Source organism: Ensifer adhaerens (genome assembly GCF_013283195.1).
Lineage (GTDB): Bacteria > Pseudomonadota > Alphaproteobacteria > Rhizobiales > Rhizobiaceae > Ensifer > Ensifer adhaerens_G.
In genome coordinates this window covers 3,089,104-3,111,583 of record NZ_JABEKT010000001.1, presented here as the reverse complement: position 1 = coordinate 3,111,583, position 22,480 = coordinate 3,089,104, and the positions used below count along the sequence as shown (strand labels likewise).

Annotated in this window: 19 protein-coding genes; 15 read left to right on the top strand and 4 right to left on the bottom strand. The window is 62.7% G+C overall.

All coding sequences use genetic code 11. From position 1 onward, the window contains the following. Positions 1-297: 297 nt before the first annotated feature. Positions 298-1,608 carry an MFS transporter gene (locus LPJGGPFB_RS14870; RefSeq protein ID WP_173420604.1) on the bottom strand — a complete coding sequence of 437 codons (1,311 nt, stop codon included), beginning with the start codon at positions 1,606-1,608 and terminating at the stop codon, positions 298-300. A gap of 322 nt (positions 1,609-1,930) precedes the next feature. On the opposite strand from LPJGGPFB_RS14870, the gene aqpZ reads away from it, so the two are divergent. From aqpZ to ligA, 10 genes are all read left to right on the top strand, one after another. Further along, a complete protein-coding gene (gene aqpZ / locus LPJGGPFB_RS14865; RefSeq protein ID WP_173420603.1) occupies positions 1,931-2,656 on the top strand; it encodes an aquaporin Z in 726 nt (241 codons plus the stop codon). Between the two features lie 372 nt (positions 2,657-3,028). Further along, positions 3,029-3,955 (top strand): D-alanine--D-alanine ligase, encoded by a 927-nt coding sequence (locus LPJGGPFB_RS14860; RefSeq protein ID WP_173420602.1) that lies wholly within the window; start codon positions 3,029-3,031, stop codon positions 3,953-3,955. Continuing rightward, positions 3,943-4,893, top strand: coding sequence for a cell division protein FtsQ (gene ftsQ / locus LPJGGPFB_RS14855; RefSeq protein ID WP_173420601.1), 951 nt, complete (start codon positions 3,943-3,945; stop codon positions 4,891-4,893). The genes LPJGGPFB_RS14860 and ftsQ overlap by 13 nt, the downstream gene beginning before the upstream one ends. Beyond that, complete coding sequence (ftsA, locus tag LPJGGPFB_RS14850; RefSeq protein ID WP_173420600.1) at positions 4,890-6,221, top strand: cell division protein FtsA; 1,332 nt, start codon at positions 4,890-4,892, stop codon at positions 6,219-6,221. The genes ftsQ and ftsA overlap by 4 nt, the downstream gene beginning before the upstream one ends. A gap of 106 nt (positions 6,222-6,327) precedes the next feature. Further along, entirely contained in the window at positions 6,328-8,097 is a 1,770-nt protein-coding gene (ftsZ, locus tag LPJGGPFB_RS14845) for a cell division protein FtsZ (RefSeq protein WP_173420599.1), read from the top strand. A gap of 338 nt (positions 8,098-8,435) precedes the next feature. After that, positions 8,436-9,389, top strand: a complete 954-nt coding sequence (lpxC, locus tag LPJGGPFB_RS14840) for a UDP-3-O-acyl-N-acetylglucosamine deacetylase (RefSeq protein WP_173420598.1) — start codon at positions 8,436-8,438, stop codon at positions 9,387-9,389. A 172-nt stretch (positions 9,390-9,561) separates the two neighbouring features. Further along, positions 9,562-10,428, top strand: a complete 867-nt coding sequence (locus LPJGGPFB_RS14835; protein WP_173420597.1) for an outer membrane protein assembly factor BamD — start codon at positions 9,562-9,564, stop codon at positions 10,426-10,428. A 20-nt stretch (positions 10,429-10,448) separates the two neighbouring features. Then, positions 10,449-12,122 carry a DNA repair protein RecN gene (gene recN, locus LPJGGPFB_RS14830; protein ID WP_173420596.1) on the top strand — a complete coding sequence of 558 codons (1,674 nt, stop codon included), beginning with the start codon at positions 10,449-10,451 and terminating at the stop codon, positions 12,120-12,122. A gap of 131 nt (positions 12,123-12,253) precedes the next feature. Then, a complete protein-coding gene (locus LPJGGPFB_RS14825; protein ID WP_173420595.1) occupies positions 12,254-13,171 on the top strand; it encodes a hypothetical protein in 918 nt (305 codons plus the stop codon). Positions 13,172-13,252: 81 nt separating this feature from the next. Continuing rightward, positions 13,253-15,406 (top strand): NAD-dependent DNA ligase LigA, encoded by a 2,154-nt coding sequence (gene ligA / locus LPJGGPFB_RS14820; protein WP_173420594.1) that lies wholly within the window; start codon positions 13,253-13,255, stop codon positions 15,404-15,406. Between the two features lie 137 nt (positions 15,407-15,543). On the opposite strand, the gene LPJGGPFB_RS14815 is transcribed toward ligA, so the two are convergent. The 3 genes from LPJGGPFB_RS14815 to LPJGGPFB_RS14805 form a co-directional block, all read right to left on the bottom strand. Next, positions 15,544-16,197, bottom strand: coding sequence for a CatB-related O-acetyltransferase (locus tag LPJGGPFB_RS14815; RefSeq protein ID WP_173420593.1), 654 nt, complete (start codon positions 16,195-16,197; stop codon positions 15,544-15,546). Positions 16,198-16,402: 205 nt separating this feature from the next. Then, entirely contained in the window at positions 16,403-16,810 is a 408-nt protein-coding gene (locus LPJGGPFB_RS14810; RefSeq protein ID WP_173420592.1) for a VOC family protein, read from the bottom strand. 151 nt (positions 16,811-16,961) lie between these two features. Next, positions 16,962-17,891, bottom strand: a complete 930-nt coding sequence (locus LPJGGPFB_RS14805) for a LysR family transcriptional regulator (protein WP_173420591.1) — start codon at positions 17,889-17,891, stop codon at positions 16,962-16,964. Positions 17,892-18,000: 109 nt separating this feature from the next. Between LPJGGPFB_RS14805 and LPJGGPFB_RS14800 the strand changes: the two genes are divergently transcribed. The 5 genes from LPJGGPFB_RS14800 (at position 18,001) to panB (ending at position 22,049) form a co-directional block, all read left to right on the top strand. Then, a complete protein-coding gene (locus tag LPJGGPFB_RS14800) occupies positions 18,001-18,753 on the top strand; it encodes a 3-oxoacyl-ACP reductase family protein (RefSeq protein WP_173420590.1) in 753 nt (250 codons plus the stop codon). A 127-nt stretch (positions 18,754-18,880) separates the two neighbouring features. Then, positions 18,881-19,480, top strand: a complete 600-nt coding sequence (locus LPJGGPFB_RS14795) for an NADPH-dependent F420 reductase (RefSeq protein ID WP_173420589.1) — start codon at positions 18,881-18,883, stop codon at positions 19,478-19,480. 235 nt (positions 19,481-19,715) lie between these two features. Beyond that, positions 19,716-20,102 (top strand): VOC family protein, encoded by a 387-nt coding sequence (locus LPJGGPFB_RS14790; protein ID WP_173420588.1) that lies wholly within the window; start codon positions 19,716-19,718, stop codon positions 20,100-20,102. A 247-nt stretch (positions 20,103-20,349) separates the two neighbouring features. After that, the gene (panC, locus tag LPJGGPFB_RS14785; protein ID WP_173420587.1) at positions 20,350-21,225 is read left to right on the top strand and encodes a pantoate--beta-alanine ligase; all 876 of its coding nucleotides are present in this window, start codon (positions 20,350-20,352) and stop codon (positions 21,223-21,225) included. A gap of 2 nt (positions 21,226-21,227) precedes the next feature. Beyond that, entirely contained in the window at positions 21,228-22,049 is an 822-nt protein-coding gene (panB, locus tag LPJGGPFB_RS14780; protein ID WP_173420586.1) for a 3-methyl-2-oxobutanoate hydroxymethyltransferase, read from the top strand. Positions 22,050-22,480 lie beyond the last annotated feature (431 nt).

The following is a 22,480-nucleotide window of genomic DNA, read 5'->3' as shown; positions in this document are numbered from 1 at the left end:
AACACGTTTGCTGAATCGATGCATCGTTGTGAGCTGATTGCCCGACTTCCCAAACCGGCTCGGCAGATCGGTTCGAGCTGTGCAATGACCGGGGACTGTGGCGACGATCCAGACCTCACGACACCACATTGACGAAGATCGAGGTTTTCTGGTTCGGGAACGGGAAGCCCGCACAGATTTGGCCGTCCGTCGGAAGCTTTGCCGGCAGAGCCGGGCAAAAAAGAAGGGCCGCAGCGTCGCCGCTGCGGCCCTTCTTTTTGGTGTTCCTGACGCGCCGAAGCGCAACAGATGTTTGGCTCAGGCCGAAACCTCTTCCTCGGTCGACAGCACCAGGCACACCAGTGTGATCGCGGCGGCTGCCAGCAGGTAGTAGCCGACATAATCAAGGCTGTAGTTGGTCGCGAGCCAGGTGGCGATATAGGGCGCGAGCGACGCGCCGAAGATGCCGGCGAGGTTGAAGGTCATCGACGCGCCGGTGTAGCGCACCGAGGTCGGGAACGGGGCGGCAAGTGCTGCGCCGATCGGACCATAGGTGAGCCCCATCAGGCCGAGGCCGAGGATGGAGAACAGGAAGGCGCCGCCAAGACCGCCCGCCATGAGCGGGGCCATGACGAGGCCGAATGCACCGATGGCGATGGTGGTGACGATCAGCACCAGGCGGCGGCCATAGCGGTCCGACAGGATGCCCGAAACCGGGATCATCAGGCCGAAGAACACGACGCCGGTCATCTGCACCACGAGGAACTGTTCACGCGAATAGCCGAGCTTGGCCGTGCCCCAGGACAGCGAGAACACCGTCATCAGGTAGAACAGGACGAAGGTGGCGAGCGCCACGAAGGTGCCGAGCACGAGGCTGCGCTTGTGGAAGCGGAAGATCTGGGCGATCGGAACCTGGACGCGCTCGTGCTTGTCGATCGCCTTCTGGAATTCCGGCGTCTCGGTGATCTTCAGGCGGACATAGAGGCCGACGATCACAAGCAGAATGCTGGCAACGAAGGGCACGCGCCATCCCCAGGCGAGGAAGGCCTCGTCGGTCATGACTTCGCCAAGGATAAGGAAGGTGCCGGCCGACAGGATGAAGCCGATCGGCGCGCCGAGCTGCGGGAACATGGCATACCATGTGCGCTTGCCTTCCGGCGCATTCTCGGTGGCAAGCAGCACGGCGCCGCCCCATTCACCGCCGAGGCCGAGACCCTGGCCGAAACGGCAAAGGGCAAGCAGCAGCGGGGCCGCGACGCCGATCGACGCGTAGGTCGGCAGGAGGCCGATGACGACGGTGGAGATGCCCATGGTCATCAGGGCGGCGACCAGTGTCGCCTTGCGGCCGACCTTGTCGCCGAAATGGCCGAAGATCACCGCGCCGAACGGCCGGGCGAAGAAGGCGATGGAGAAGGTGGCAAAGGACTGCAGCATCGCCGATGTCGGGTCTGACGTCGGGAAGAAGAGGTGCGGGAAGACCAGCACGGCTGCGGTGGCGTAAACGTAGAAGTCGAAGAATTCGATGGTGGTGCCGACGAGGCTGGCGAACAGCACCCGGGCAGGGGAGTTCACTGCCGGCGTCTGCAACGCGCTATCCTTCGGCGACAGGGAGGGTGTCGCGTCTGTCATTGTTGTCGTTCCTGATGTGGATGTCATGCCGTCTTGGGAGGCGGTTTGGGCGTCTTAACGCAAGTTTCTGTGCGATGAAACCCTGAATTCGTAAGAAGTGCGAACGAATCCCTGAGGTGACGCAGCATTATTCCGAGGCTGCATGGCTTCGGCGGATCGAGGGATTCGTTGCCGCCGAAATAGGCACTGCAGCGCGTGTGCTGTGTCCGATTTCGTGTTTTGCGGGCGCTGGCGGTCCGCCGCAACCGGGGTTGACCGGAATCAAAATGTGGCAAACTCTGGCCGACTGAAGCAATGGGCTTCGGTTTTCGGGAGAGAGTGCATGTTCAAGAAGCTTTCTGCGGAATTTCTCGGTACATTCTGGCTCGTTTTCGGCGGTTGCGGCAGTGCGGTGCTGGCGGCTGCCTTTCCTGAAGTCGGCATCGGCCTGCTCGGCGTCTCCTTCGCTTTTGGTCTCACCGTTCTCACCATGGCCTATGCCGTCGGCGGCATTTCCGGCGGACATTTCAACCCGGCCGTTTCGGTCGGGCTGACCGTTGCCGGCAAGTTCCCGGCGTCCAGCCTGATCGGCTACATCATCGCCCAGGTGGCGGGCGCCATCGTCGCTGCAGCGGTTCTCTATGTCGTTGCCAGCGGCAAGGCGGACTTCCAACTCGGCGGCTTTGCCGCCAACGGTTACGGCGAGCATTCGCCCGGCGGCTATTCGCTGACCGCGGCGCTGGTCATCGAAGTGGTGATGACCTTCTTCTTCCTGTTCATCATTCTCGGCGCCACCCATGGCCGCGTGCCCTCCGGTTTCGCACCGATCGCCATCGGTCTGGCGCTGACGTTGATCCATCTGGTATCGATCCCGGTCACCAACACGTCGGTCAATCCGGCCCGCTCGACGGGGCAGGCGCTGTTCGTCGGCGACTGGGCGCTTTCGCAGCTCTGGCTCTTCTGGCTGGCTCCGATCGTCGGTGCGGCGATCGCTGGTATCGTCTGGAAGATTGTCGGTGAAGACGAGGTATCGCTCGCGCATAATTCCCTTAAAGAGAAATTGGCCTGACGAGAATATCGTGCAGCAAGTCTGAGCTGTTCGGCGTCTTCACACATCACGCCTGACGCTTGGCGGTCCGCTGAAAATGCCGCCAATCACCAAGGCCCCGCATCGAACTGGTGCGGGGCCTTCATTTTTCAGTAGTTTGTGTTCTGTGTAAGCAGGTCGCGGCAAGTCGCTGATTTCGCGCCGGAAAGTGTTGTATTCACTGCGTTTTCGCGCGCCGCTGCCGATCGTTTCCCGACTAAGGTTAATAAAAGTAAACGGTTCATTAACTATAATGCCGCTCTAGTGCCCCCAATGGCCACCGGCGACTCGCGATGCCGGAACAAGCCAGACGCAAGCAAGCGCTGCGATAGTGGCGTATTTTCGGGGGTATGAATGAACGGCAAGCATGTAGCTGTCCTTATGGGCGGATTTTCTTCGGAGCGACCGGTTAGCCTGTCGTCCGGGGCTGCGTGCGCCGATGCTCTGGAAGCGGAAGGTTTCCGCGTTACGCGTGTAGACGTCGCGCGCGACGTCGCTTCGGTTCTTGCCGCGTTGCGTCCGGATGTCGCCTTCAATGCGCTGCATGGTCCCTTCGGCGAGGATGGCACGATCCAGGGCATTCTCGAATATCTGGAAATTCCCTACACCCATTCCGGCGTGCTGGCCTCGGCGCTCGCCATGGACAAGGCGCAGGCAAAGCATGTCGCTGCCGCGTCCGGCATTCCGGTTGCCGAAGCGCTCGTCATGGATCGCCAGGCATTTGGCCCGAAGCATCCGATGAAGCCGCCTTACGTCGTCAAGCCGGTCTGCGAGGGCTCGAGCTTCGGCGTTGTCATCGTCAAGGAAGATCAGTCGCACCCGCCGCAGGTCGTGACCTCCAGCGAGTGGCGTTATGGCGACCGAATCATGGTCGAGCGTTATGTCGCCGGCCGCGAACTCACGTGCGGCGTCATGGGCGACAAGGCGCTTGGCGTCACCGAAATCATCCCGCAGGGCCACGCCTTCTACGATTACGATTCCAAATACGTAAAAGGTGGCTCGCAACACGTCATTCCGGCACAGATTTCACCAAATATTTACCAAAAAATACAAACACTCGCATTGAAGGCGCATCAGGCAATCGGTTGCCGCGGCGTCAGCCGATCCGACTTTCGCTTCGACGACCGTGGTTCCGATGAAGGCGAACTGATCTGGCTGGAAATCAACACCCAGCCCGGCATGACCCCGACCTCCCTGGTGCCTGAAATGGCTCAGCATGCGGGCCTTGGCTTTGGCGAGTTTCTGACTTGGATGGTGGAGGACGCTTCGTGCTTGCGGTAAGGGGCAAAAGGGGCAAGAGAGTTCGTGATCCGCTGGGCGCAGTTGCCGCCGAGGCGGATGGCGCACGCGTTCTGCCGCGTCCGCTTCGCAAGGCCGTGCGCTTCCTGGTCAGCCTCGGTAGCGGCCGTGTCCGCTTTCCTGCCCACACCGGTACGATCGCCGCCATCGCCTTTTTTGCCGCTACCGGTTTTTACGGCATGTCGCTCGGCGGTCACACGCAGAACGTCGCGCAGGCATCGACGACCGCGGCCGGCTTTGCCATCGAGGATGTGCGCGTCTCCGGCAACGAGCAGACTTCCGAGATCGATATCCTTCAGCAACTCGGCCTTGACGGCACGACGTCGCTGGTGGCGCTCGACATCATCGAAGCTCGCAAGCTGATCGCCGAACTGCCCTGGGTTCAGGGCGTGACCGTCCGCAAGGTCTACCCCAGCACGATCGAAGTGACGCTCACCGAGCGCAAGGCCTTCGGTATCTGGCAGCACGGTTCCGACCTGTCGCTGATCGAGCGCAGCGGCAGCGCGATCGCGCCGCTGCGCGACAACAAGTTTGCGGCCCTACCGCTGTTCGTCGGTCGTGACGCCGAGACGGCGGCGGCCGATTTCTACGACGAGTTTTCCCGCTGGCCTGAAATCCGCTCGCGGGTGAAGGCCTTCGTGCGCGTTGCCGGCCGTCGCTGGGACCTGCGTCTCGATAACGGCATCGTCGTCAAGCTGCCGGAACACGATGTCGCCCGCGCGATGCAGGTTCTGTCCGGCATGGAAAGCCAGCATCAGCTGCTTGAGCGCGACATCGCAGCCGTCGATCTCAGGCTGGAAGATCGGACCACAGTTCAATTGACGCCGGGTGCGGTCAGCCGGCGCGAAGTTGCCTTGAAGGCGAGGGACAAGATGTTGAAGGCGCAGGAGACGGAGAAGAAGAAAGAGGGGCGGATATGAGTTTGTTCGGTTCCTCCAGCTTTGGCCTGCCGCGCCTGAAGCCGCTTTCTTCGAAGCGGTCTCATGTCGTCTCGGTGCTGGATATCGGTTCGACCAAGATCGTGTGCATGATCGGCCGGCTGACGCCGCGCGCCGAAAGCCAGATCTTGCCCAATCGCACGCATAGCGTCGAGATCATCGGCATCGGCCATCAGAAATCCCGCGGCGTGAAGAACGGCGTTGTCGCCGATCTCGATGCGGTCGAAAGCGTCGTGCGGCTTGCCGTCGATGCGGCCGAGCGCATGGCGGGCCTGACGATCGACAGCCTGATCGTCAACATTTCCGCCGGCCGCCTGCAGAGCGACGTCTATACCGCGACCATCGATCTCGGTGGCCAGGAGGTCGATGCAAGCGATCTGAAGCGGGTGCTTTCGGCCGCCGGCCAGCAGTCGCTGCGCTCCGACCGCGCCATCCTGCATTCGCTGCCGACCGGCTTCTCGCTCGACGGCGAGCGCGGCATCCGCGATCCACTCGCCATGTTCGGCGACGTTCTGGGCGTCGACATGCACGTGCTGACGGCTGAGCGGGCCGCGCTGAAGAATCTCGAACTTTGCGTCAACCGAGCGCATCTCTCGGTCGAAGGCATCGTTGCGACGCCCTATGCCAGCGGTCTGGCGGCTCTCGTCGACGATGAAGTCGAACTCGGCTGTGCCGCGATCGACATGGGCGGCGGCACCACGACGATCTCGGTCTTTGCCGACGGCAAGCTGGTTCATGCGGACGCGGTCAACCTTGGCGGCCACCATGTGACGACGGATCTGGCGCGCGGTCTTTCGACCCGCATCGAAGACGCCGAGCGGCTGAAGGTCGTGCACGGTTCGGCACTTCCGAACAGCGCCGACGAGCGCGACATCGTCTCGGTCCCGCCGATCGGCGAGGACGACCGCGATCAGCCGACCCATGTGCCGCGCGCGCTCGTATCGCGGATCGTGCGTGCCCGCATCGAGGAAACGCTGGAACTCATCCGCGATCGCATCCAGCGCTCGGGCTTCAGCCCGATCGTCGGCAAGCGCATCGTCCTGACCGGTGGCGCCAGCCAGCTGACCGGCCTGCCGGAAGCGGCGCGCCGCATCCTCGCACGCAACGTTCGTATCGGCCGTCCGCTCGGCGTTTCCGGGCTGCCGGCTGCTGCCAAGGGACCGGCGTTCTCCACGGCCGTCGGCCTGATGATCTACCCGCAGGTCGCCGACCTCGAAACACATGCGACCCATGGCGGCATGTTTTCGTCGATCGGCAACGGCAACGGCCGCATCGCCCGCATGGGCCAGTGGCTGAAGGAAAGTTTTTGAGTAACGCGGGTGCCGAACAGGGACGGCGCCCGGTGAAGACAAAGTTGGAATTTCAAGGATTTGGTCGGCTCGGCAAGGCGGCCAGAAAACAGAAGGAACGGGTACTATGACTATCAACTTGCAGAAGCCGGATATCACGGAGCTGAAGCCCCGCATCACCGTCTTTGGTGTTGGCGGCGGCGGCGGCAATGCCGTCAACAACATGATCACCGCGGGTCTTGAAGGCGTCGACTTCGTCGTTGCCAACACCGACGCGCAGGCGCTGACCATGACCAAGGCAGAGCGCGTCATCCAGATGGGTGTCGCCGTGACCGAAGGTCTTGGCGCCGGCTCGCAGCCGGAAGTCGGCCGTGCGGCTGCCGAAGAGTGCATCGACGAGATCATCGATCACCTGCACGGCACCCACATGTGCTTCGTCACCGCCGGCATGGGCGGCGGCACCGGCACCGGTGCAGCCCCGATCGTCGCACAGGCTGCCCGCAACAAGGGCATCCTGACGGTCGGCGTCGTCACCAAGCCGTTCCATTTCGAAGGCCAGCGCCGCATGCGTCTGGCTGACCAGGGCATTGCCGAACTGCAGAAGTCGGTCGACACCCTGATCGTTATCCCGAACCAGAACCTTTTCCGCATCGCCAATGACCGCACGACGTTTGCCGATGCGTTCGCGATGGCCGACCAGGTCCTCTATTCGGGCGTTGCCTGCATCACCGACCTCATGGTCAAGGAAGGCCTCATCAACCTCGACTTCGCCGACGTCCGCTCGGTGATGCGTGAAATGGGCCGCGCCATGATGGGCACCGGCGAAGCCTCGGGCGAGGGCCGTGCAATGGCCGCCGCCGAAGCTGCTATCGCCAACCCGCTGCTCGACGAAACCTCGATGAAGGGCGCGCAGGGCCTGCTGATCTCCATCACCGGCGGTCGCGACCTGACGCTGTTCGAACTCGACGAAGCTGCAACCCGCATCCGCGAAGAAGTCGACCCGGACGCCAACATCATCCTCGGCGCCACATTCGACGAAGAACTCGAAGGCCTGATCCGCGTATCGGTCGTTGCGACCGGCATCGATCGCACGGCCGCGGAGGTAGCCGGTCGTTCGGCTGACTTTCGTTCGGTAGCAGCCCAGAAGCCGATCATCCGCCCGTCGGCAGCCATTCCGGCCCAGCAGCCGGCTGTCGCTCACCACCAGCCCGCTCCGGTTCAGCAGCCGGTCGCCCAGCCGGTGCAGCAGCAGAACTCCGTCGACCAGATCGCGCTTGCGATCCGCGAAGCGGAAATGGAACGCGAACTCGATATCGCGACCCGTGCCGCCACCCAGGCACCAGCACCGATGCAGCAGGCCCATGAGGACTTCCGTCCCCAGAGCAAGCTTTTTGCCGGTGCTGCACCGGTAGAGGCCGCTCCTGTCATGCGCCAGCCGGCCCCGGTTCAGCGTCCGGTCGAAATGCCTGTTCACGCACAGGTCCAGCCGCAGCCGGTTCAGCGCCAGGAGCCGATCGCTCCGGTCATCCGCCAGCAGGCCGAGCCGGTTCGCATGCCGAAGGTCGAAGACTTCCCGCCGGTCGTGAAGGCCGAGATGGACCAGCGCGCCCAGCCGGCGCCGCAGATGCCGGAAGAACGCGGCCCGATGGGCCTCTTGAACCGCATCACCAGCTCGCTCGGCCTGCGTGAAAAGGAAAGCCACAGCGTTTCCGCCGACATGACGGCCGGTGCGCCGGCTGCTGCTTCCCAGCAGCGCCGTCCGCTGTCGCCCGAAGCCAGCCTCTATGCGCCGCGTCGCGGCCAGCTTGACGATCACGGTCGCGCCGCACCGCAGGCGCGCTCGCACGAAGATGATCAGCTCGAGATCCCGGCGTTCCTGCGCCGTCAATCGAACTGATCTTGAAGGCCCGTTCCTTCACCTTGCCGAGTGCCCGGGCTAACGCCCGGGCATTTTTGCATTTCCGTCATTTTTTCAATAGGTTGCTTCGGCTGCCTCGTCCGTCGCAAATGCGTAACAAAGCGAAACGAACAGTGATTTGGAATGGTGCCTCAGAACCTCTATTTTCAGACTCGGAATTGGGGATGCATGCGATTCGATCACGCGCTGTCTGTTCGAAACGCAGAGTTCCGACCTTTGTGTCGAAACTCTCGGGCGCCTTTCTTGTGCCCTGAAAACCGCTGCATCCGCCTGATGTTTGGGCCTTGGGGCCATAGGTATTGAAAGTGACGACGAGAATGGGAATCGAATTGCTCGGGTTTCAGACCACGATTGCTAGCCCGGTAACGCTCAAGGGAATTGGCGTTCATTCCGGCGCTGAGGTGGAAATCACCTTCCATCCGGCCGAAGCCGATGCGGGCATCGTTTTCCAGCGCGTTCTTTCCAACGGTCGCCTGAGCGAGTTCAAGGCGGTGTCGTCGCAGGTCGGCAATACCGATCTCTGCACTGTTCTCGGCATGTCGCCGGCCACCTCGATCGCGACGATCGAGCATGTGATGGCGGCTATCTACGCGCTCGGCCTCGACAACCTCACCATCGAGGTTCACGGCGCCGAGATGCCGATCATGGACGGCAGCTCCGAACCCTTTATCGACGCGATCGAACAGGTCGGCGTTCGTGCGCTTGCGGTCAAGCGTCGCTACATCCGCGTGATCAAGCCGGTCAGAATCGAATCGGGCGCGTCCTGGTCGGAGTTCACGCCCTATGACGGCATGCGCTTCGAGGTGGAGATCGATTTCGATTGCCCGTTGATCGGACGCCAGGCCTGGAAGGGCGACATGACGCCTTCGGTGTTCAAGCGCGAACTGTCGCGTGCCCGCACCTTCGGCTTCATGCGCGACGTCGAGCGCCTCTGGGCGGCCGGCTACGCTCTGGGTTCGTCGCTCGAAAATTCGGTCGTGATTTCCGACGACAATTCGGTCATCAACGTCGAAGGCCTTCGCTACACAGACGAATTCGTGCGCCACAAGACGCTCGACGCTGTTGGCGACCTGTCGCTTGCCGGCGCGCCGTTCATCGGCTGCTACCGTTCCTACCGCGGTGGTCACAAGATGAACGCAAATGCGCTCAAGGCTCTGCTCAGCGATCCCTCGGCCTACGAGGTTGTCGAAACCGCCACACCACGCCAGCGCACCCGTGCGCGCGACATGGTTGCGGTTGCAGTTCCGGGCTTCGCGCCCTGGTCCGCATAACAACAAAAGGACACTCTCCTCCAGTCGCCGGCCGAAAGGCCGGCATTTTCATGTCGGCGCCGCCACAAATTTGCATGAATCACCGATCATGACGTTGCGGTCTTGAGGCAACTTGCTCTAAAAGCGCATGTCTGGCGGGGTCCATGCCCGCAGAATGGAACGGGAATATCCGATGGTTCTTGCAGTTTCTGTTGATTTGAAGAAGTCAGCGCGTGTGTTCGCCGTGGTTGTCGCGGCCGTTGCCGGCAGCGCCCTGATTACCGCCTGCCAGAACGATCCCGATATCGACATCACCAAGCTGACGGCCGAGACCGATCCGCCGGAAGTGCTGTACAACCAGGGTCTTGCCAACCTCAATGCCGGCAAGACCGGCGAGGCGGCGCGCAAGTTCGAAGCGCTCGACAGGCAGCACCCGTTCTCCGAATACGCCCGCAAGGCGCTGGTGATGAACGCGTTCGTTTCCTACCGTAACGGTCAGTACCAGGAGGCGATCAACGCCACCGGTCGCTACCTCAACCTCTATCCGCAGTCCGAAGATGCTGCCTACGCGCAGTACATCCAGGGCCTTGCCTATACCAAGCAGATCCCGGCGGTGACGCAGGATCAGAAGCCGGCCTTCAAGGCGATCGAGGCGATGCAGGCCGTCGTCGACAGGTATCCGGACTCGCAATATGTCGAGGATGCGCAGTCGAAGATCCGCTTTGCCCGCGACCAGCTCGCCGGCAAGGAAATGCAGGTCGGCCGCTACTATCTCGAGCGCAAGGAATACCTCGCCGCCGTGTCGCGTTTCCGCACCGTCGTCGAGCAGTATCCCAATACCAACCAGGTCGAAGAGGCTCTGGCCCGTCTGGTCGAAGCTTACTACGCCATGGGCGTGACCTCCGAAGCGCAGACCGCTGCCGCCGTCCTCGGACACAACTATCCTGACAGCCAGTGGTATGGTGATTCGTTCAAGCTGCTGCAGTCGGGTGGTCTCGAGCCACGCGAAAGCGGAAGTTCCTGGATTGCGCGCGCAGGCAAGAAGCTGATCGGCGCCTGATACGGAAGATTTGACCCCGGATGCTCGCCCAGATTTCGATCCGCGATATCGTCCTGATTGAACGGCTTGATCTGGCGTTCGAGGCCGGACTGTCCGTGCTGACCGGTGAGACCGGCGCGGGTAAATCCATTCTGCTCGACAGTCTGTCGCTCGCCCTTGGCGGGCGCGGCGACGGCTCGCTGGTGCGTCATGGTTCCGACAAGGGGCAGGTGACGGCGGTGTTCGACGTGCCGATGGGGCACTCGGCGCGGCTGATGCTGCGCGACAATGGCATCGACGATGACGGCGACCTGATCTTCCGTCGGGTGCAGTCGGCCGATGGCCGCACAAAAGCTTTCGTCAACGACCAACCGGTCAGCGTGCAGCTGATGCGGCAGCTCGGCCAGACGCTGGTCGAAATCCACGGACAGCATGACGACCGGGCGCTGGTCGATATCGACGCCCACCGCACGCTGCTCGACGCCTTCGGCGGCACGACCGACGAGGCCGAGCAGGTTTCCGGTCTCTACCGTGCCTGGAAGGACGCCGAACGCGGGCTGAAGAAACACCGCGAGCGCGTCGAGGCCGCGGCCCGCGAGGCCGACTATCTGCGCTCGTCGGTCGAAGAACTGGAAAAACTCAATCCGCGCGACGGTGAAGAGGATGAGCTCGCCGAAAAGCGCGCCCGAATGATGAAGTCCGAGCGCATTGCCGGCGACATCAACGAAGCGTCCGAATTCCTGAACGGCAATGGCTCGCCTGTCCCGCTTATCGCCTCTCTCGTGCGCCGGCTCGAGCGCAAGAGCCATGAGGCGCCCGGCCTGCTCGAAGAAACCGTCGAGCTGCTCGACGGCGCGCTCAACCAGCTTTCCGACGCTCAGATGGCCGTCGAGCGGGCGTTGCGCAACACCGAATTCGATCCGAAGGAGCTGGAGCGGGTAGAAGAACGCCTGTTTGCACTTCGTGGCGCCAGCCGCAAATATTCCGTGCCGGTCGCCGAGCTTCCGGCACTGGCCGTCCGGATGATTTCCGATCTCGCCGACCTCGACGCCGGTGAAGAGAAACTGAAGCAGCTCGACGCGCAGGTGGGCGCTGCAGGGGTGGCCTTCGACGCTGCCGCGCGCACGCTGTCCGACAAGCGCCAAAGCACCGCGTCGGCGCTGTCGGCCGCCGTCATGGCCGAGCTGCCGGCACTGAAGCTCGAGCGCGCCCGCTTCATGGTGGAAGTGCAGAGCGACGCCGCGCAGCCGACCGCAGACGGAATCGATCTCGTCGAATTCCATGTCCAGACCAATCCGGGCACCCGGCCGGGACCGATCATGAAGGTGGCGTCCGGGGGCGAGCTTTCGCGCTTCCTGCTGGCGCTGAAGGTGGCGCTTGCCGACCGCGGCTCGGCGCCGACACTCGTCTTCGACGAAATCGATACCGGCGTCGGTGGCGCGGTTGCCGATGCGATCGGCCAGCGGCTGAAGCGGCTTTCCGGCACGGTGCAGGTGCTTTCCGTCACCCACGCGCCGCAGGTGGCCGCACGCGCGGCAACACATCTCCTGATCTCCAAGGGGCCATCGGCCGAGAAGGCCGAGATGATCTCGACCCGCGTCGCCCGCATGGACGACAAGGCCCGCACGGAGGAAATCGCCCGCATGCTCGCCGGCGCCTCGATCACCGAAGAGGCGAGGGCGGCTGCCGCAAGGTTGCTGTCCGGCAACGGTTAGGACTCCTACGTCTTCTCGCCAGGTTGCCGGGCCCTCCGCGTCCGTGTTTTTATTCGTCTTTGGCGGATTGGCGGGCGGCATAGCGCATGTGGGAGAGACTACAGCAGCGACTTCAGCTTCGGCTGGAGCAGATGCGTAAGCATCCAGAGCTGATCGTGATCTATTCGCTCGCCTTCGTCGGTTACATCCTGACGATAAAGGAAGCGGACAAACAGCTCGGAGCGCTTGGTATTCTGACAGTGGTCGGCGCGACCGCGGTCCTTCCTTTTGTGGTCGCGCGGCTTTCAGGTCTGCGCAGCATCGAATTGCCGGAGGAAAGCGATGGCTGGATCGAGTCGCCCGGCCTTCTGCGTTCCAGCATGGAGGACGAGCGTCCGTATCTGGTTCGTATCCCGCCTTCGACCGCGGTTGCCTATGATGTGATCCGCAAGGCGCAGGATGTCTTCCAGAGCGACGCGATCGATCCGGAGGAGGATATGAAGGCCTTCTTCTCCGATCCCTACAGCCTGATCTGCCTGCAGGATTCTGACGACCATATCTTCGGTTTCACCGACTACTACGTCTTCGAGAAGAACCACTTCAAGCTGTTCCTGCAAGGCGACTACGGCTTCGACGATCTGCTTGCCAACGGGCTGCTCGCCCATCCGAAGGCGCGCAAGGCCAAGGTGGTCTATCTCGCCACCATCCTTAATCTGAGCTACCTGCTCGATTCCATGCGCAGCGAACGCCGACGGCAAAACGGCATTCTTGGCTGGGCGACGGTGTCGGCGATCCTGGAGTACCAGGAGTTTCCGCCTGAAGGTATCGACCTCTACGGCATCGGCTGGGACAAGGGCGGCGCCGCCATCCTGAAGATGTTCGGGCTGGAGCCGGTCGGTCGTGTCATGCGAGGCCTTGCCGAAGGCAAATGGATCTACACCCGACGCGGCATTCACCGGCAGGATCTGGAGGTGATACGCGCCCGCTACCAGAAGCGATATGAACGCTGGTGCGAACTGGAGATCCGCCGCTGCGCCGATGTCGCACCGAGTGTCGTTTCCGCCGGATGATCAGGGGAGCTTGCTCGCGGTCGCTCTTTTCTTTCCCGGCAGTTGCTCTAAAAAACGACTCCCAATCCGGAGTCGTCGCGCATGTCCAGTGAACTGAAACCCGTAGAGAACCTCACCGAAACGGAAGCTGCCGGGGAACTGGCTTTTCTCGCCTCCGAGCTCGCCCGTCACGATGCGCTCTATCACGGCAACGACGCGCCGGAGATCACGGACGCGGACTATGACGCGCTGAAACGGCGCAACGACGCGATCGAGGCGCGGTTCCCGGCACTCATTCGCGAGGACAGCCCGTCGAAGAAGGTGGGTGCGGCACCCTCCGTCACGTTCCAACCGGTCGTCCATGCCCGGCCAATGCTGTCCCTCGACAACACGTTTTCCGACGAGGATGCGCGTGATTTCGTGGCGTCCGTCTATCGGTTCCTCGGCCAACTGCCCGACAACTCGATCGCTTTTACCGCCGAGCCCAAGATCGACGGTCTCTCGATGTCGCTGCGCTACGAGAACCGGCGGCTGGTGACGGCAGCGACGCGCGGCGACGGCACGACAGGTGAAAACGTCACCGCCAATATCCGCACCATCGGCATGATCCCGCAGACGCTGCCGGCTGGCGCACCTGAGATTGTCGAGGTGCGCGGTGAAATCTACATGGGGAAATCGGACTTCGCCGCCCTCAACGCCGAGATGGCAGCACTCGGCAAGCCGCTCTACGTCAATCCACGCAACACCGCGTCAGGCTCGCTGCGCCAGCTCGACGCCAAGGTGACGGCCAGCCGCAAGCTGCGGTTCTTTGCCTATGCCTGGGGCGAGATGTCGGAAATGCCTGCAGATACCCAGTTCGGCATGGTGGAAGCGTTCAAGGCCTGGGGTTTCCCGGTTAACCCGCTGATGCAGCGGATCTCGTCCGCCGACGAACTGCTCGCGCACTACCATCACATCGAGCGCGAGCGCCCGGATCTCGATTACGATATCGACGGCGTGGTCTACAAGGTCGACAGGCTCGACCTGCAGGCCCGCCTCGGCTTCCGCTCGCGCTCGCCGCGCTGGGCGACAGCGCACAAGTTCCCGGCCGAGCAGGCGTTTACGCGGCTGACGGCCATCGACATCCAGGTGGGCCGCACCGGCGCGCTGACGCCGGTGGCACGGCTGGAGCCGATCACCGTCGGCGGTGTCGTCGTCACCAACGCCACGCTGCACAACGAGGATTACATCAAGGGGCTCGGCAACTCAGGCGAGCCGATTCGCGAGGGCCGCGACATCCGCATCGGCGACATGGTCATCGTCCAGCGGGCCGGCGACGTCATCCCGCAGATCGTCGACGTGGTGATGGACGAGCGCAAGGAGGGGAGCGAACCCTATCGTTTTCCAACGACATGCCCCGTCTGCGGCAGCCATGCGGTGCGCGACATCAACGAGAAATCCGGCAAGGTTGATGCGGTGCGCCGCTGCACCGGCGGGTTCGTCTGCCGGGCGCAGGCGGTCGAGCATTTGAAGCATTTCGTCTCGCGCAATGCCTATGACATCGAGGGTCTCGGTTCCAAGCAGATCGAGTTTTTCTTCGAAAGCGAGGATCCGACGCTGTCGATCCGCACGGCCGCCGATATCTTCACGCTGGAGAAGCGCCAGGAGGCATCGCTGACGAAGCTCGAGAATATCGACGGCTTCGGCCGTGTCAGCGTGCGCAAGCTCTATGATGCGATCAATACGCGGCGCTCGATCGCGCTCAACCGCTTCATCTATGCGCTCGGCATCCGTCATGTCGGCGAGACCACGGCCAAGCTGCTGGCGCGCTCCTACGGCACATACGAGGCTTTTGGCGCGGCCATGAGCGAGGCCGGCACCTTTTCCGGCGATGCCTGGAACGAGCTCAACAGCATCGACGGGATCGGCGAAGTGGTCGCGCGCGCCATCGTCGAATTCTACAAGGAGCCGCGCAATCTCGAAGTGGTGACGCGGCTGCTTGCGGAGGTCACGCCTGAAGACGCGGAAAAGCCGGTTGCAAGCGATAGCCCGGTCGCCGGCAAGACCGTCGTCTTTACCGGTTCGCTCGAAAAGATGACGCGCGACGAGGCCAAGGCCAGGGCAGAAAGCCTTGGCGCCAAGGTGGCAGGTTCGGTGTCGAAAAAGACCGATATCGTCGTCGCAGGCCCGGGGGCGGGCTCCAAGCTCGACAAGGCGCGAGAGCTTGGCGTGCAGACGATGGACGAGGACGAGTGGCTGGCGCTAATCGCGGGCTGATGCATTTCCAGGAAAAGTGCGAAGCGGCTTTTCGTCAAGACATGCGTAAAACAAGGAGATAGAGCGTTTCCGCGGGGTCGTTCGGACTGGAAACGCTCTGATGCCTGCCGATCAGGCGCGACCGGCAGGCGTCGTGGTTACGCCTGCTCTCGATCGTAGGCTTCTGATGCGGCTTTCAGCGCGGAAATGTCGTCGGCGCAGATAAAGCGCCGTAGCGCTTCGAATTTCGCCTTCTCCCATTGGTAGATGCCGAGACGGAGCAACGTCTCGATGTCGGTTTCGGAAAAGCGCTGGCGCACCGGCCGGGCCGGATTGCCGGCAACAATGGTATAGGGCGCCACATCCTTGGTGACGATTGCGCCGGATGCGATGATGGCACCTTCGCCCAGCGTGACGCCCGGCATGATCATGGCACGCATGCCGATCCAGGCGCCATCGCCGATGACGGTGTCGCCCTTGCCGATATAGGCTTCGCCGATGACGTCGAGGAAGGGATAGAGGCTCACCCAATCGGTCCGGTGGGTGTGGTTGCCGCCCATCAGGATCACGGCCTCGGCGCCGATCGCGACGTAGTCGCCGATGCGCAACTGGTCGATCGGCCATTGCGGCTCCCAGGCCTTCAGGCTGTAGTCGTCGCCATAGAGGTAGCGAACGACGCTCTCTTCGAAAGAGCCCGTCCAGGCGTTGCTATAGTAGCTGTTGGTGCCGCGCACGTGGATGTTCGGGTTGCGCACGGTCTCGTGCAAAAGCTCGACCTTGGACCAATGCTTGGCTTCGACAGTCGTGGACATGGGGCTTCCTCTTTCTACATGCTTGCAAGCGGTGGCTATCATTCGCTTGCCATTCGTATCCGCTCCCCAACTATCGGATTTCCGGTGCAACTTCTTCCAGAAATGGCCGCCGAGCGACGGCTTCGGCCGGTGCTGCGGCCATTCGATCACACAAAAACGCCCGCCGCTGAAAGCGGCGGGCGCAAGGCAGGGGCATCGCGTCAGATCAGGAGGCCTGCTGCTGGGCTGCCATGTCCATCCACATATATTCCCAGACGTGGCCATCCAGATCCTGGAAACTGATGCCGTACATGAAGCCGTAATCGATGGCCGGCTTCCAGGGCTTGGCGCCGGCGGCGAGCGCCTTGGCGAGCAGGTCGTCGCATTCGGCACGGCTTGAAGCCGACAGCGCCGTGATGACTTCCGTGCCCTTTGACGTGTCGCTGATCTCGCCGGTGATGAAATTGCGGAACTTCGGTTCGGTCAAAAGCATGACGAAGATGTTGTCCGAGATCACCGTGCAGGCGGCCGTGTCGTCGGAGAACTGCTCGTTGAAGGTATAGCCGAGTGCCGCGAAAAAGCTCCGCGACGCCTTCAGGTCCTTGACGGGCAGGTTCACAAAAATCATGCGCATGGAATGCTCCTCATAAGGGATTTTCTTGGTTGGACATTACTAGGACGAACGGCTGGACACGCAGCCGACAGCCGGTCAGACATTTTTTTGAGGAATGCGATGTGTCAGTGCTGAGGTGGTGCGCAATCAGCGGTTTTCAAGAATTCCTGGCTCACCCAAGGCTGCCGGCAAAGCGCTCGGCGAGGCGGTGGCGTTTGAAATGCTCGGCGATGAAGTCGACGAAGACACGGGTCTTTGCCGGCAACAGCGTCCGGCTGCCGTAGTAGATCGAGATCGGGCCTGCATCGGCATACCATTTGGGAACGAGCCGCACGAGGGCGCCGCTTTCGAGGTGGCCGAGCACATCGGGAACGGCGATCAGGGTCACGCCGAGGCCGATGAGGGCCGCCCGGCACATGGCGGTCGGGTCGTTGACGACGAGGGATTCGCGCGGCGTGGCGCTCATTTCATCGCCGCTCACGTTGCGCATCGTCCAGTGGCGGATGCGTCCGGTGCCGCTGGCACGCATGACGATGCCATCAAGGTCGGCGAGCCCCGAAGGGTCCAGCGGAAAAGGATGTTTCTTCAGGTAGGCGGGCGAGGCGACCGCGATGATGTGCGCCGGTGCGATCGGCCGCGCGATGATGCCGGGCGAAAGCTCGAAGCCGCCGCCGATCGCCGCGTCGAAACCTTCGGCGACCAGATCCACCTGCCGGTTATCGAATTGCCAGTCGAGGCGGACAGCCGGATATCTCTCCAGGAACGCCGGCACCAGCGGCAGGATGTGATCGATGCCGAAGGTAGGGCTGAGGCTGACCTTGAGCAGGCCCGCGGGTGCGCCGCCTTCGGCCGACATGCCAGCGATCGCGTTTTGCAGGCCCTCGAGATTGTCACGGATGGAAGCGAGGAAGCGCTCGCCTTCCTCGGTCAACGTCAACTTACGCGTCGATCGATGAAACAGGCGAACGCCTAGGTTCCGCTCCAGCATCGCGACGTTGCGGCTGACCGCCGCCGGCGTCAGCGCCAATTTTCGCGCCGCGCCGGAAAAGCCGCCGAGTTCGGCGCTGCGCACGAAGGATTCGAGATTGGCGAGTGTTTCCATGGTCAAATATTCAAGCAATCGTTGAAGATGATGAAAGCGATTGCCAGCTTATGCTGGCGGAATGAAATGGCAATATCCACTCCATCGAAACACTGAAGGAGTTGATGTCATGACCGAGAATAGAAAGACGCTGGAAGGCAAGGTGGCGTTGGTGACGGGAGGTTCGCGCTCGATCGGCGCCGCCGTCGCAAAGCGCCTCGCAACCGACGGTGCGGCTGTCGCCATCACCTATCACGGTTCGCCGGAAAAGGCGGCCGCGGTGGTCTCGGAGATCGAGGCTGCGGGCGGCCATGCGCTTGCCATCAGGGCGGATGCCGGCGATGCCGGTGCGGTGCGCGCCGCTGTCAACGAGGTGGCAAAGACGCTCGGAGGCGTCGATATCCTCGTCAACAACGCCGGCATTGCGCTGGGCGGTCCGATCGACGAGATCACTGACGCCGATTACAACCGCATGATCGCCGTCAACGTCACCGGCGTCTTCGTCGCCACGCAGGAGGCCGTGCGCCGGATGAAGCCGGGTGGCCGCGTCATTCATATCGGCTCGTCGATGGTGCGTTACGCCGCCTTTCCAACCGCCTCGCTTTACACGCTGACCAAGGGTGCGGTCGCCGGCTTCAACCGCAGCCTGGTGCGCGATCTCGGCCCTCGCGGCATCACCGTCAACACGGTGCATCCGGGGCCGACCGATACCGACATGAACCCGGACGGCGGACCCGTCTCCAAGATCGTCGGTCCCGGCATGGCGATCGGGCGCTATGGCAAGCCGGAGGAGATCGCCAGCGTCGTCTCTTATCTGGCAAGCCCGGAGGCTGCCTTCGTCACCGGCGCCGACATCGTTGCCGACGGCGGCTTTACCGCCTGACCGGTCCACGTCGATGAGAAACGGGTGTGCCGGTCGGCGCCCCGTCAACACTCCTCAACCCTGATCAGCGTCGCCGCAGCCCCAAGAAATCGGCTGCTACCAGCGGCGCGTACCAAGGAGAATGTCCATGTCCATCGGTATTATCGGATCCGGCAACATCGGGTCGGCCTTCGCCCGGGCGCTCGCCAAAGCGTCGATCCCTGCAACCATCGCCAACAGCCGCGGGCCGGAAAGCCTGAAGGCGCTGACAGATGAACTTTCGCCATTCATCACCGCCGGCACGCGGGAGGAGGCGGCAAGCGCCGACATCGTGCTCGTTGCCGTCAACTGGTCGAAATTGCCGAAAGCACTTGCCGGCCTGCCAGCCTGGAACGGTCGCATCGCCATCGACGCCAACAACCCGATCGAGGCGCCGCTGTTCAAGCCGGCCGAGCTTGACGGCCGATTGTCGAGCGAGATCTTTGCCGACCTCGTGCCCGGCGCCCGCGTCGTCAAGGCCTTCAACCATCTGCTGGCACAGCTCCTCTCGGGTGATCCGGAGGCAGAAGGCGGCAACCGCGTGCTGTTTTTCTCCGGTGACGACCAGAGCGCAAAGGCCGACGTTGCCCGACTGATCGACCGGCTCGGCTTCTTCGGTATCGATCTCGGGTCGCTTGCGGTCGGGGCCAAGCTCGCGCAGTTTCCGGGCGGGCCGTTGCCGGCGATCAATCTCGTCAAGTTCGGCTAGGGGGCGCCGGAGCCGATCTCTGCCCAATCCCGCGGGTGTGTCGCGCCGATTTTTTCGGCGCGACACACTGAACTTTGCCGGCTTTGCCGCCCTTCGGACCAACGGTTTCCGGCAGGGCGCTTATCATTTGCACCGCGAATGTTTCTGACCGATGTTCCGTGGTCTCCAGACCCTGCTGAGGGGTGCTGCGAGACAGGAGGAACCGGGCCGCGGGCCTTTGACATGAGGAAACATCATGCGCTTGAACCAGGTAACGGTGACGATGCCCGATCTCGATGCCGGGTGGAAATTCTACCGGACACTCGGCCTGGAGCCGATCGTCGATGCAAGGCCGCATTATGTGCGCTTCGTCTGCCCTGACGGAGGCAGTTCATTTTCGCTGCATCAGGGCGAGGCGAGGGCGGGCGGGACCACCGTCTATTTCGAGTGCGATGATCTGGATCTGACCGTCAGCCGGCTGATCGAGGCCGGCATCCTGTTTGCAAGCGGCCCTGCTGACAGAAGCTGGCTCTGGCGGGAAGCCGAAGTTTTTGATCCCGCCGGCAACCGTATCGTGCTCTATTTCGCCGGAACCAACAGGCTCGATCCACCTTGGCGGGTGCCAGCGTCTGCGGCTCAGTGAGCCTCAGCGTGCCAAGGGGGCGCAAGTTCATCGGAGCGGTACCGCACTTTTGCGTCTGGCCGGTGCGACGTCGATGACCGGGTTGTTCCCATTCGCAGCGGCACCATTTCCGTTTGTCTTTTTGCGCTGCACAAGATAGAGGTTTGCAGCCAAATTTTGTGCAATTGCCTTTTCGCGGAGCGGGCCAAGCGCCATATGCCGCGGGGCGGGGCGCGATCGGCGCCTTCGCGGATTGGAGGGTCCGGATTTGAAGACCATCACCACCATTGCCGAGCTGCGCGCAGCCCTTTCCGAGCACCGCCGTGCAGGCCGAACGGTCGGGCTCGTGCCGACCATGGGCTATCTTCATGTCGGCCATATGGAACTTGTGCGACGCGCGCGTGAAGACAACGATGTCGTGGTTGCCAGCATCTTCGTCAACCCGCTGCAGTTCGGCCCCAACGAAGATCTCAGCAAGTATCCGCGCGATCTCGCACGCGACCAGGCGATGCTGGAGCAGGGCGGCGTCGACTTCCTGTTTTCGCCTGACGTGTCCGACATGTATCCGCGCCCGATGGAAACGGTCGTCGACGTGCCGAAGCTCGGTTCCGAGCTCGAAGGCTCGGTGCGTCCTGGCCACTTTGCCGGCGTTTCGACCGTCGTCACCAAGCTGTTCAACATCGTTCAGCCGGACCGAGCCTATTTCGGCGAGAAGGATTTCCAGCAGCTGCAGATCATTCGCCGCATGGTCGAAGATCTCGCTCAGCCGGTTTCCGTCGTCGGCGTTCCGACGGTGCGCGAGGCCGACGGGCTCGCCTGTTCGTCGCGCAATGTCTATCTGACGGCAGAAGAACGCCGGGCGGCGGCCATCGTGCCGAAGGCGCTTGCCGAGGCCGAACGGCTGGTGGCGTCCGGCATCACCGACGCTGCCGAGGTGGAAAAGGCGGTTATCGCATTTCTCTCGACCGAGCCGCTCGCACGGCCCGAAGTCGTGGCGCTGCGCGACCCCGACACGCTCGAAACCATTCACGAGGTCGGTAAAAAGCCGGTCCTCCTGTTGCTCTTCGTCCGCTTCGGCACGACGAAGCTGCTCGATAACCGCGTGATTGCGTCCAAATCCGCACGTTTTGCAAAGGTTGCCTGAGAATGAGCGTACAGTCCTCGAAACGCCGCCTGAGCCCCGCCAGCATCGAAGCGCTGAAGGGCGAACGCCCGATCGTCAGCCTGACGGCCTATACGACGCCGATCGCCCGGCTGCTCGATCCGCATGTCGATTTCCTGCTGGTCGGCGATTCGCTCGGCATGGTGCTCTACGGTCTCGACACCACCGTCGGCGTCACGCTCGACATGATGATCGCCCATGGCCAGGCGGTCATGCGCGGTTCGGAGCGCTCCTGCATCGTCATCGATCTGCCGTTCGGCTCCTATCAGGAATCCAAGGAACAGGCCTTCCGCAGTGCCGCCCGCATCCTGAAGGAAACCGGCTGTAGCGCGGTGAAGCTCGAAGGTGGCGCCGAGATGGCCGAGACCGTCGATTTCCTCGTCAGCCGCGGCATTCCGGTCCTCGGTCATGTCGGCCTGATGCCGCAGCTCGTCAACACCACCGGCGGCTATCGCTCGGTCGGCCGCAACGAGAAGGAAGTGGCGAAGATCCGCCGCGACGCCAAGGCGATCGATGATGCCGGTGCGTTTGCGATCGTCGTTGAAGGCACGGTCGAGCCGGTTGCCCGCGAAATCACCGGCGAGTTGCGTTCGCCGACGATCGGCATCGGCGCGTCGCCGGCCTGTGATGGCCAGATCCTCGTCTCCGACGACATGCTCGGCCTGTTCAACGACTTCAAGCCGCGCTTCGTCAAGCATTTCGCCGAGCTGGCTCCGGCGATTTCCAAGGCGGCCGAGGAATATGCGGCGGAGGTGAAGGCGCGCAGCTTCCCGGGCATCGAACATACGTTCCAGGTCAAGCGCTAAGGCGTTCCGCCTTCACGCGACTTTGCCCGTGCCGAATGAAAGCACGGCGCTTGTGACAAGGGGGCAGGTCGATGCGGCCTGCGCCCCATCCCACCGGGGTGATCCCGGATGGGCCTCAGGCTGACCTCATGTTGACCTGACGGTTGTCTGGACATGGGATGTCGGCGGCAACGAAACGCCAGCGTTTGCCGGCCTCATGCGCATTTCGTTCAAGCCTGCAGCCGCCAGGCATCATAAAATTCAATCATTGTATAAGCGCAATTGAATTGTTGGGCAGGGGCGAAGCGCCTATCTGTCCGGCACAGGACGATAGCCGTGAGCACCAAGGCGCGCGACGGCCGTTACACCAAGTTTGAAATGCTGCATGTGGCCTCGATCGATCTTGATCGAAGGCAGCATGCCGCGGGCGCCGAGACAAGGCGCCGCGGGAG

Excerpts from the sequence above, each read along its gene's own strand:
- LPJGGPFB_RS14800 (WP_173420590.1), top strand. The coding sequence starts at position 18,001 with ATGACCGAGAATAGAAAGACGCTGGAAGGCAAGGTGGCGTTGGTGACG.
- LPJGGPFB_RS14860 (WP_173420602.1), top strand. The coding sequence starts at position 3,029 with ATGAACGGCAAGCATGTAGCTGTCCTTATGGGCGGATTTTCTTCGGAG.
- ftsZ (WP_173420599.1), top strand. The coding sequence starts at position 6,328 with ATGACTATCAACTTGCAGAAGCCGGATATCACGGAGCTGAAGCCCCGC.
- panB (WP_173420586.1), top strand. The coding sequence starts at position 21,228 with ATGAGCGTACAGTCCTCGAAACGCCGCCTGAGCCCCGCCAGCATCGAA.
- lpxC (WP_173420598.1), top strand. The coding sequence starts at position 8,436 with ATGGGAATCGAATTGCTCGGGTTTCAGACCACGATTGCTAGCCCGGTA.
- LPJGGPFB_RS14795 (WP_173420589.1), top strand. The coding sequence starts at position 18,881 with ATGTCCATCGGTATTATCGGATCCGGCAACATCGGGTCGGCCTTCGCC.
- LPJGGPFB_RS14805 (WP_173420591.1), bottom strand. The coding sequence starts at position 17,891 with ATGGAAACACTCGCCAATCTCGAATCCTTCGTGCGCAGCGCCGAACTC.
- ligA (WP_173420594.1), top strand. The coding sequence starts at position 13,253 with ATGTCCAGTGAACTGAAACCCGTAGAGAACCTCACCGAAACGGAAGCT.
- LPJGGPFB_RS14870 (WP_173420604.1), bottom strand. The coding sequence starts at position 1,608 with ATGACAGACGCGACACCCTCCCTGTCGCCGAAGGATAGCGCGTTGCAG.
- recN (WP_173420596.1), top strand. The coding sequence starts at position 10,449 with ATGCTCGCCCAGATTTCGATCCGCGATATCGTCCTGATTGAACGGCTT.
- LPJGGPFB_RS14810 (WP_173420592.1), bottom strand. The coding sequence starts at position 16,810 with ATGCGCATGATTTTTGTGAACCTGCCCGTCAAGGACCTGAAGGCGTCG.
- LPJGGPFB_RS14815 (WP_173420593.1), bottom strand. The coding sequence starts at position 16,197 with ATGTCCACGACTGTCGAAGCCAAGCATTGGTCCAAGGTCGAGCTTTTG.
- LPJGGPFB_RS14790 (WP_173420588.1), top strand. The coding sequence starts at position 19,716 with ATGCGCTTGAACCAGGTAACGGTGACGATGCCCGATCTCGATGCCGGG.
- LPJGGPFB_RS14825 (WP_173420595.1), top strand. The coding sequence starts at position 12,254 with ATGCGTAAGCATCCAGAGCTGATCGTGATCTATTCGCTCGCCTTCGTC.
- LPJGGPFB_RS14835 (WP_173420597.1), top strand. The coding sequence starts at position 9,562 with ATGGTTCTTGCAGTTTCTGTTGATTTGAAGAAGTCAGCGCGTGTGTTC.
- ftsA (WP_173420600.1), top strand. The coding sequence starts at position 4,890 with ATGAGTTTGTTCGGTTCCTCCAGCTTTGGCCTGCCGCGCCTGAAGCCG.
- aqpZ (WP_173420603.1), top strand. The coding sequence starts at position 1,931 with ATGTTCAAGAAGCTTTCTGCGGAATTTCTCGGTACATTCTGGCTCGTT.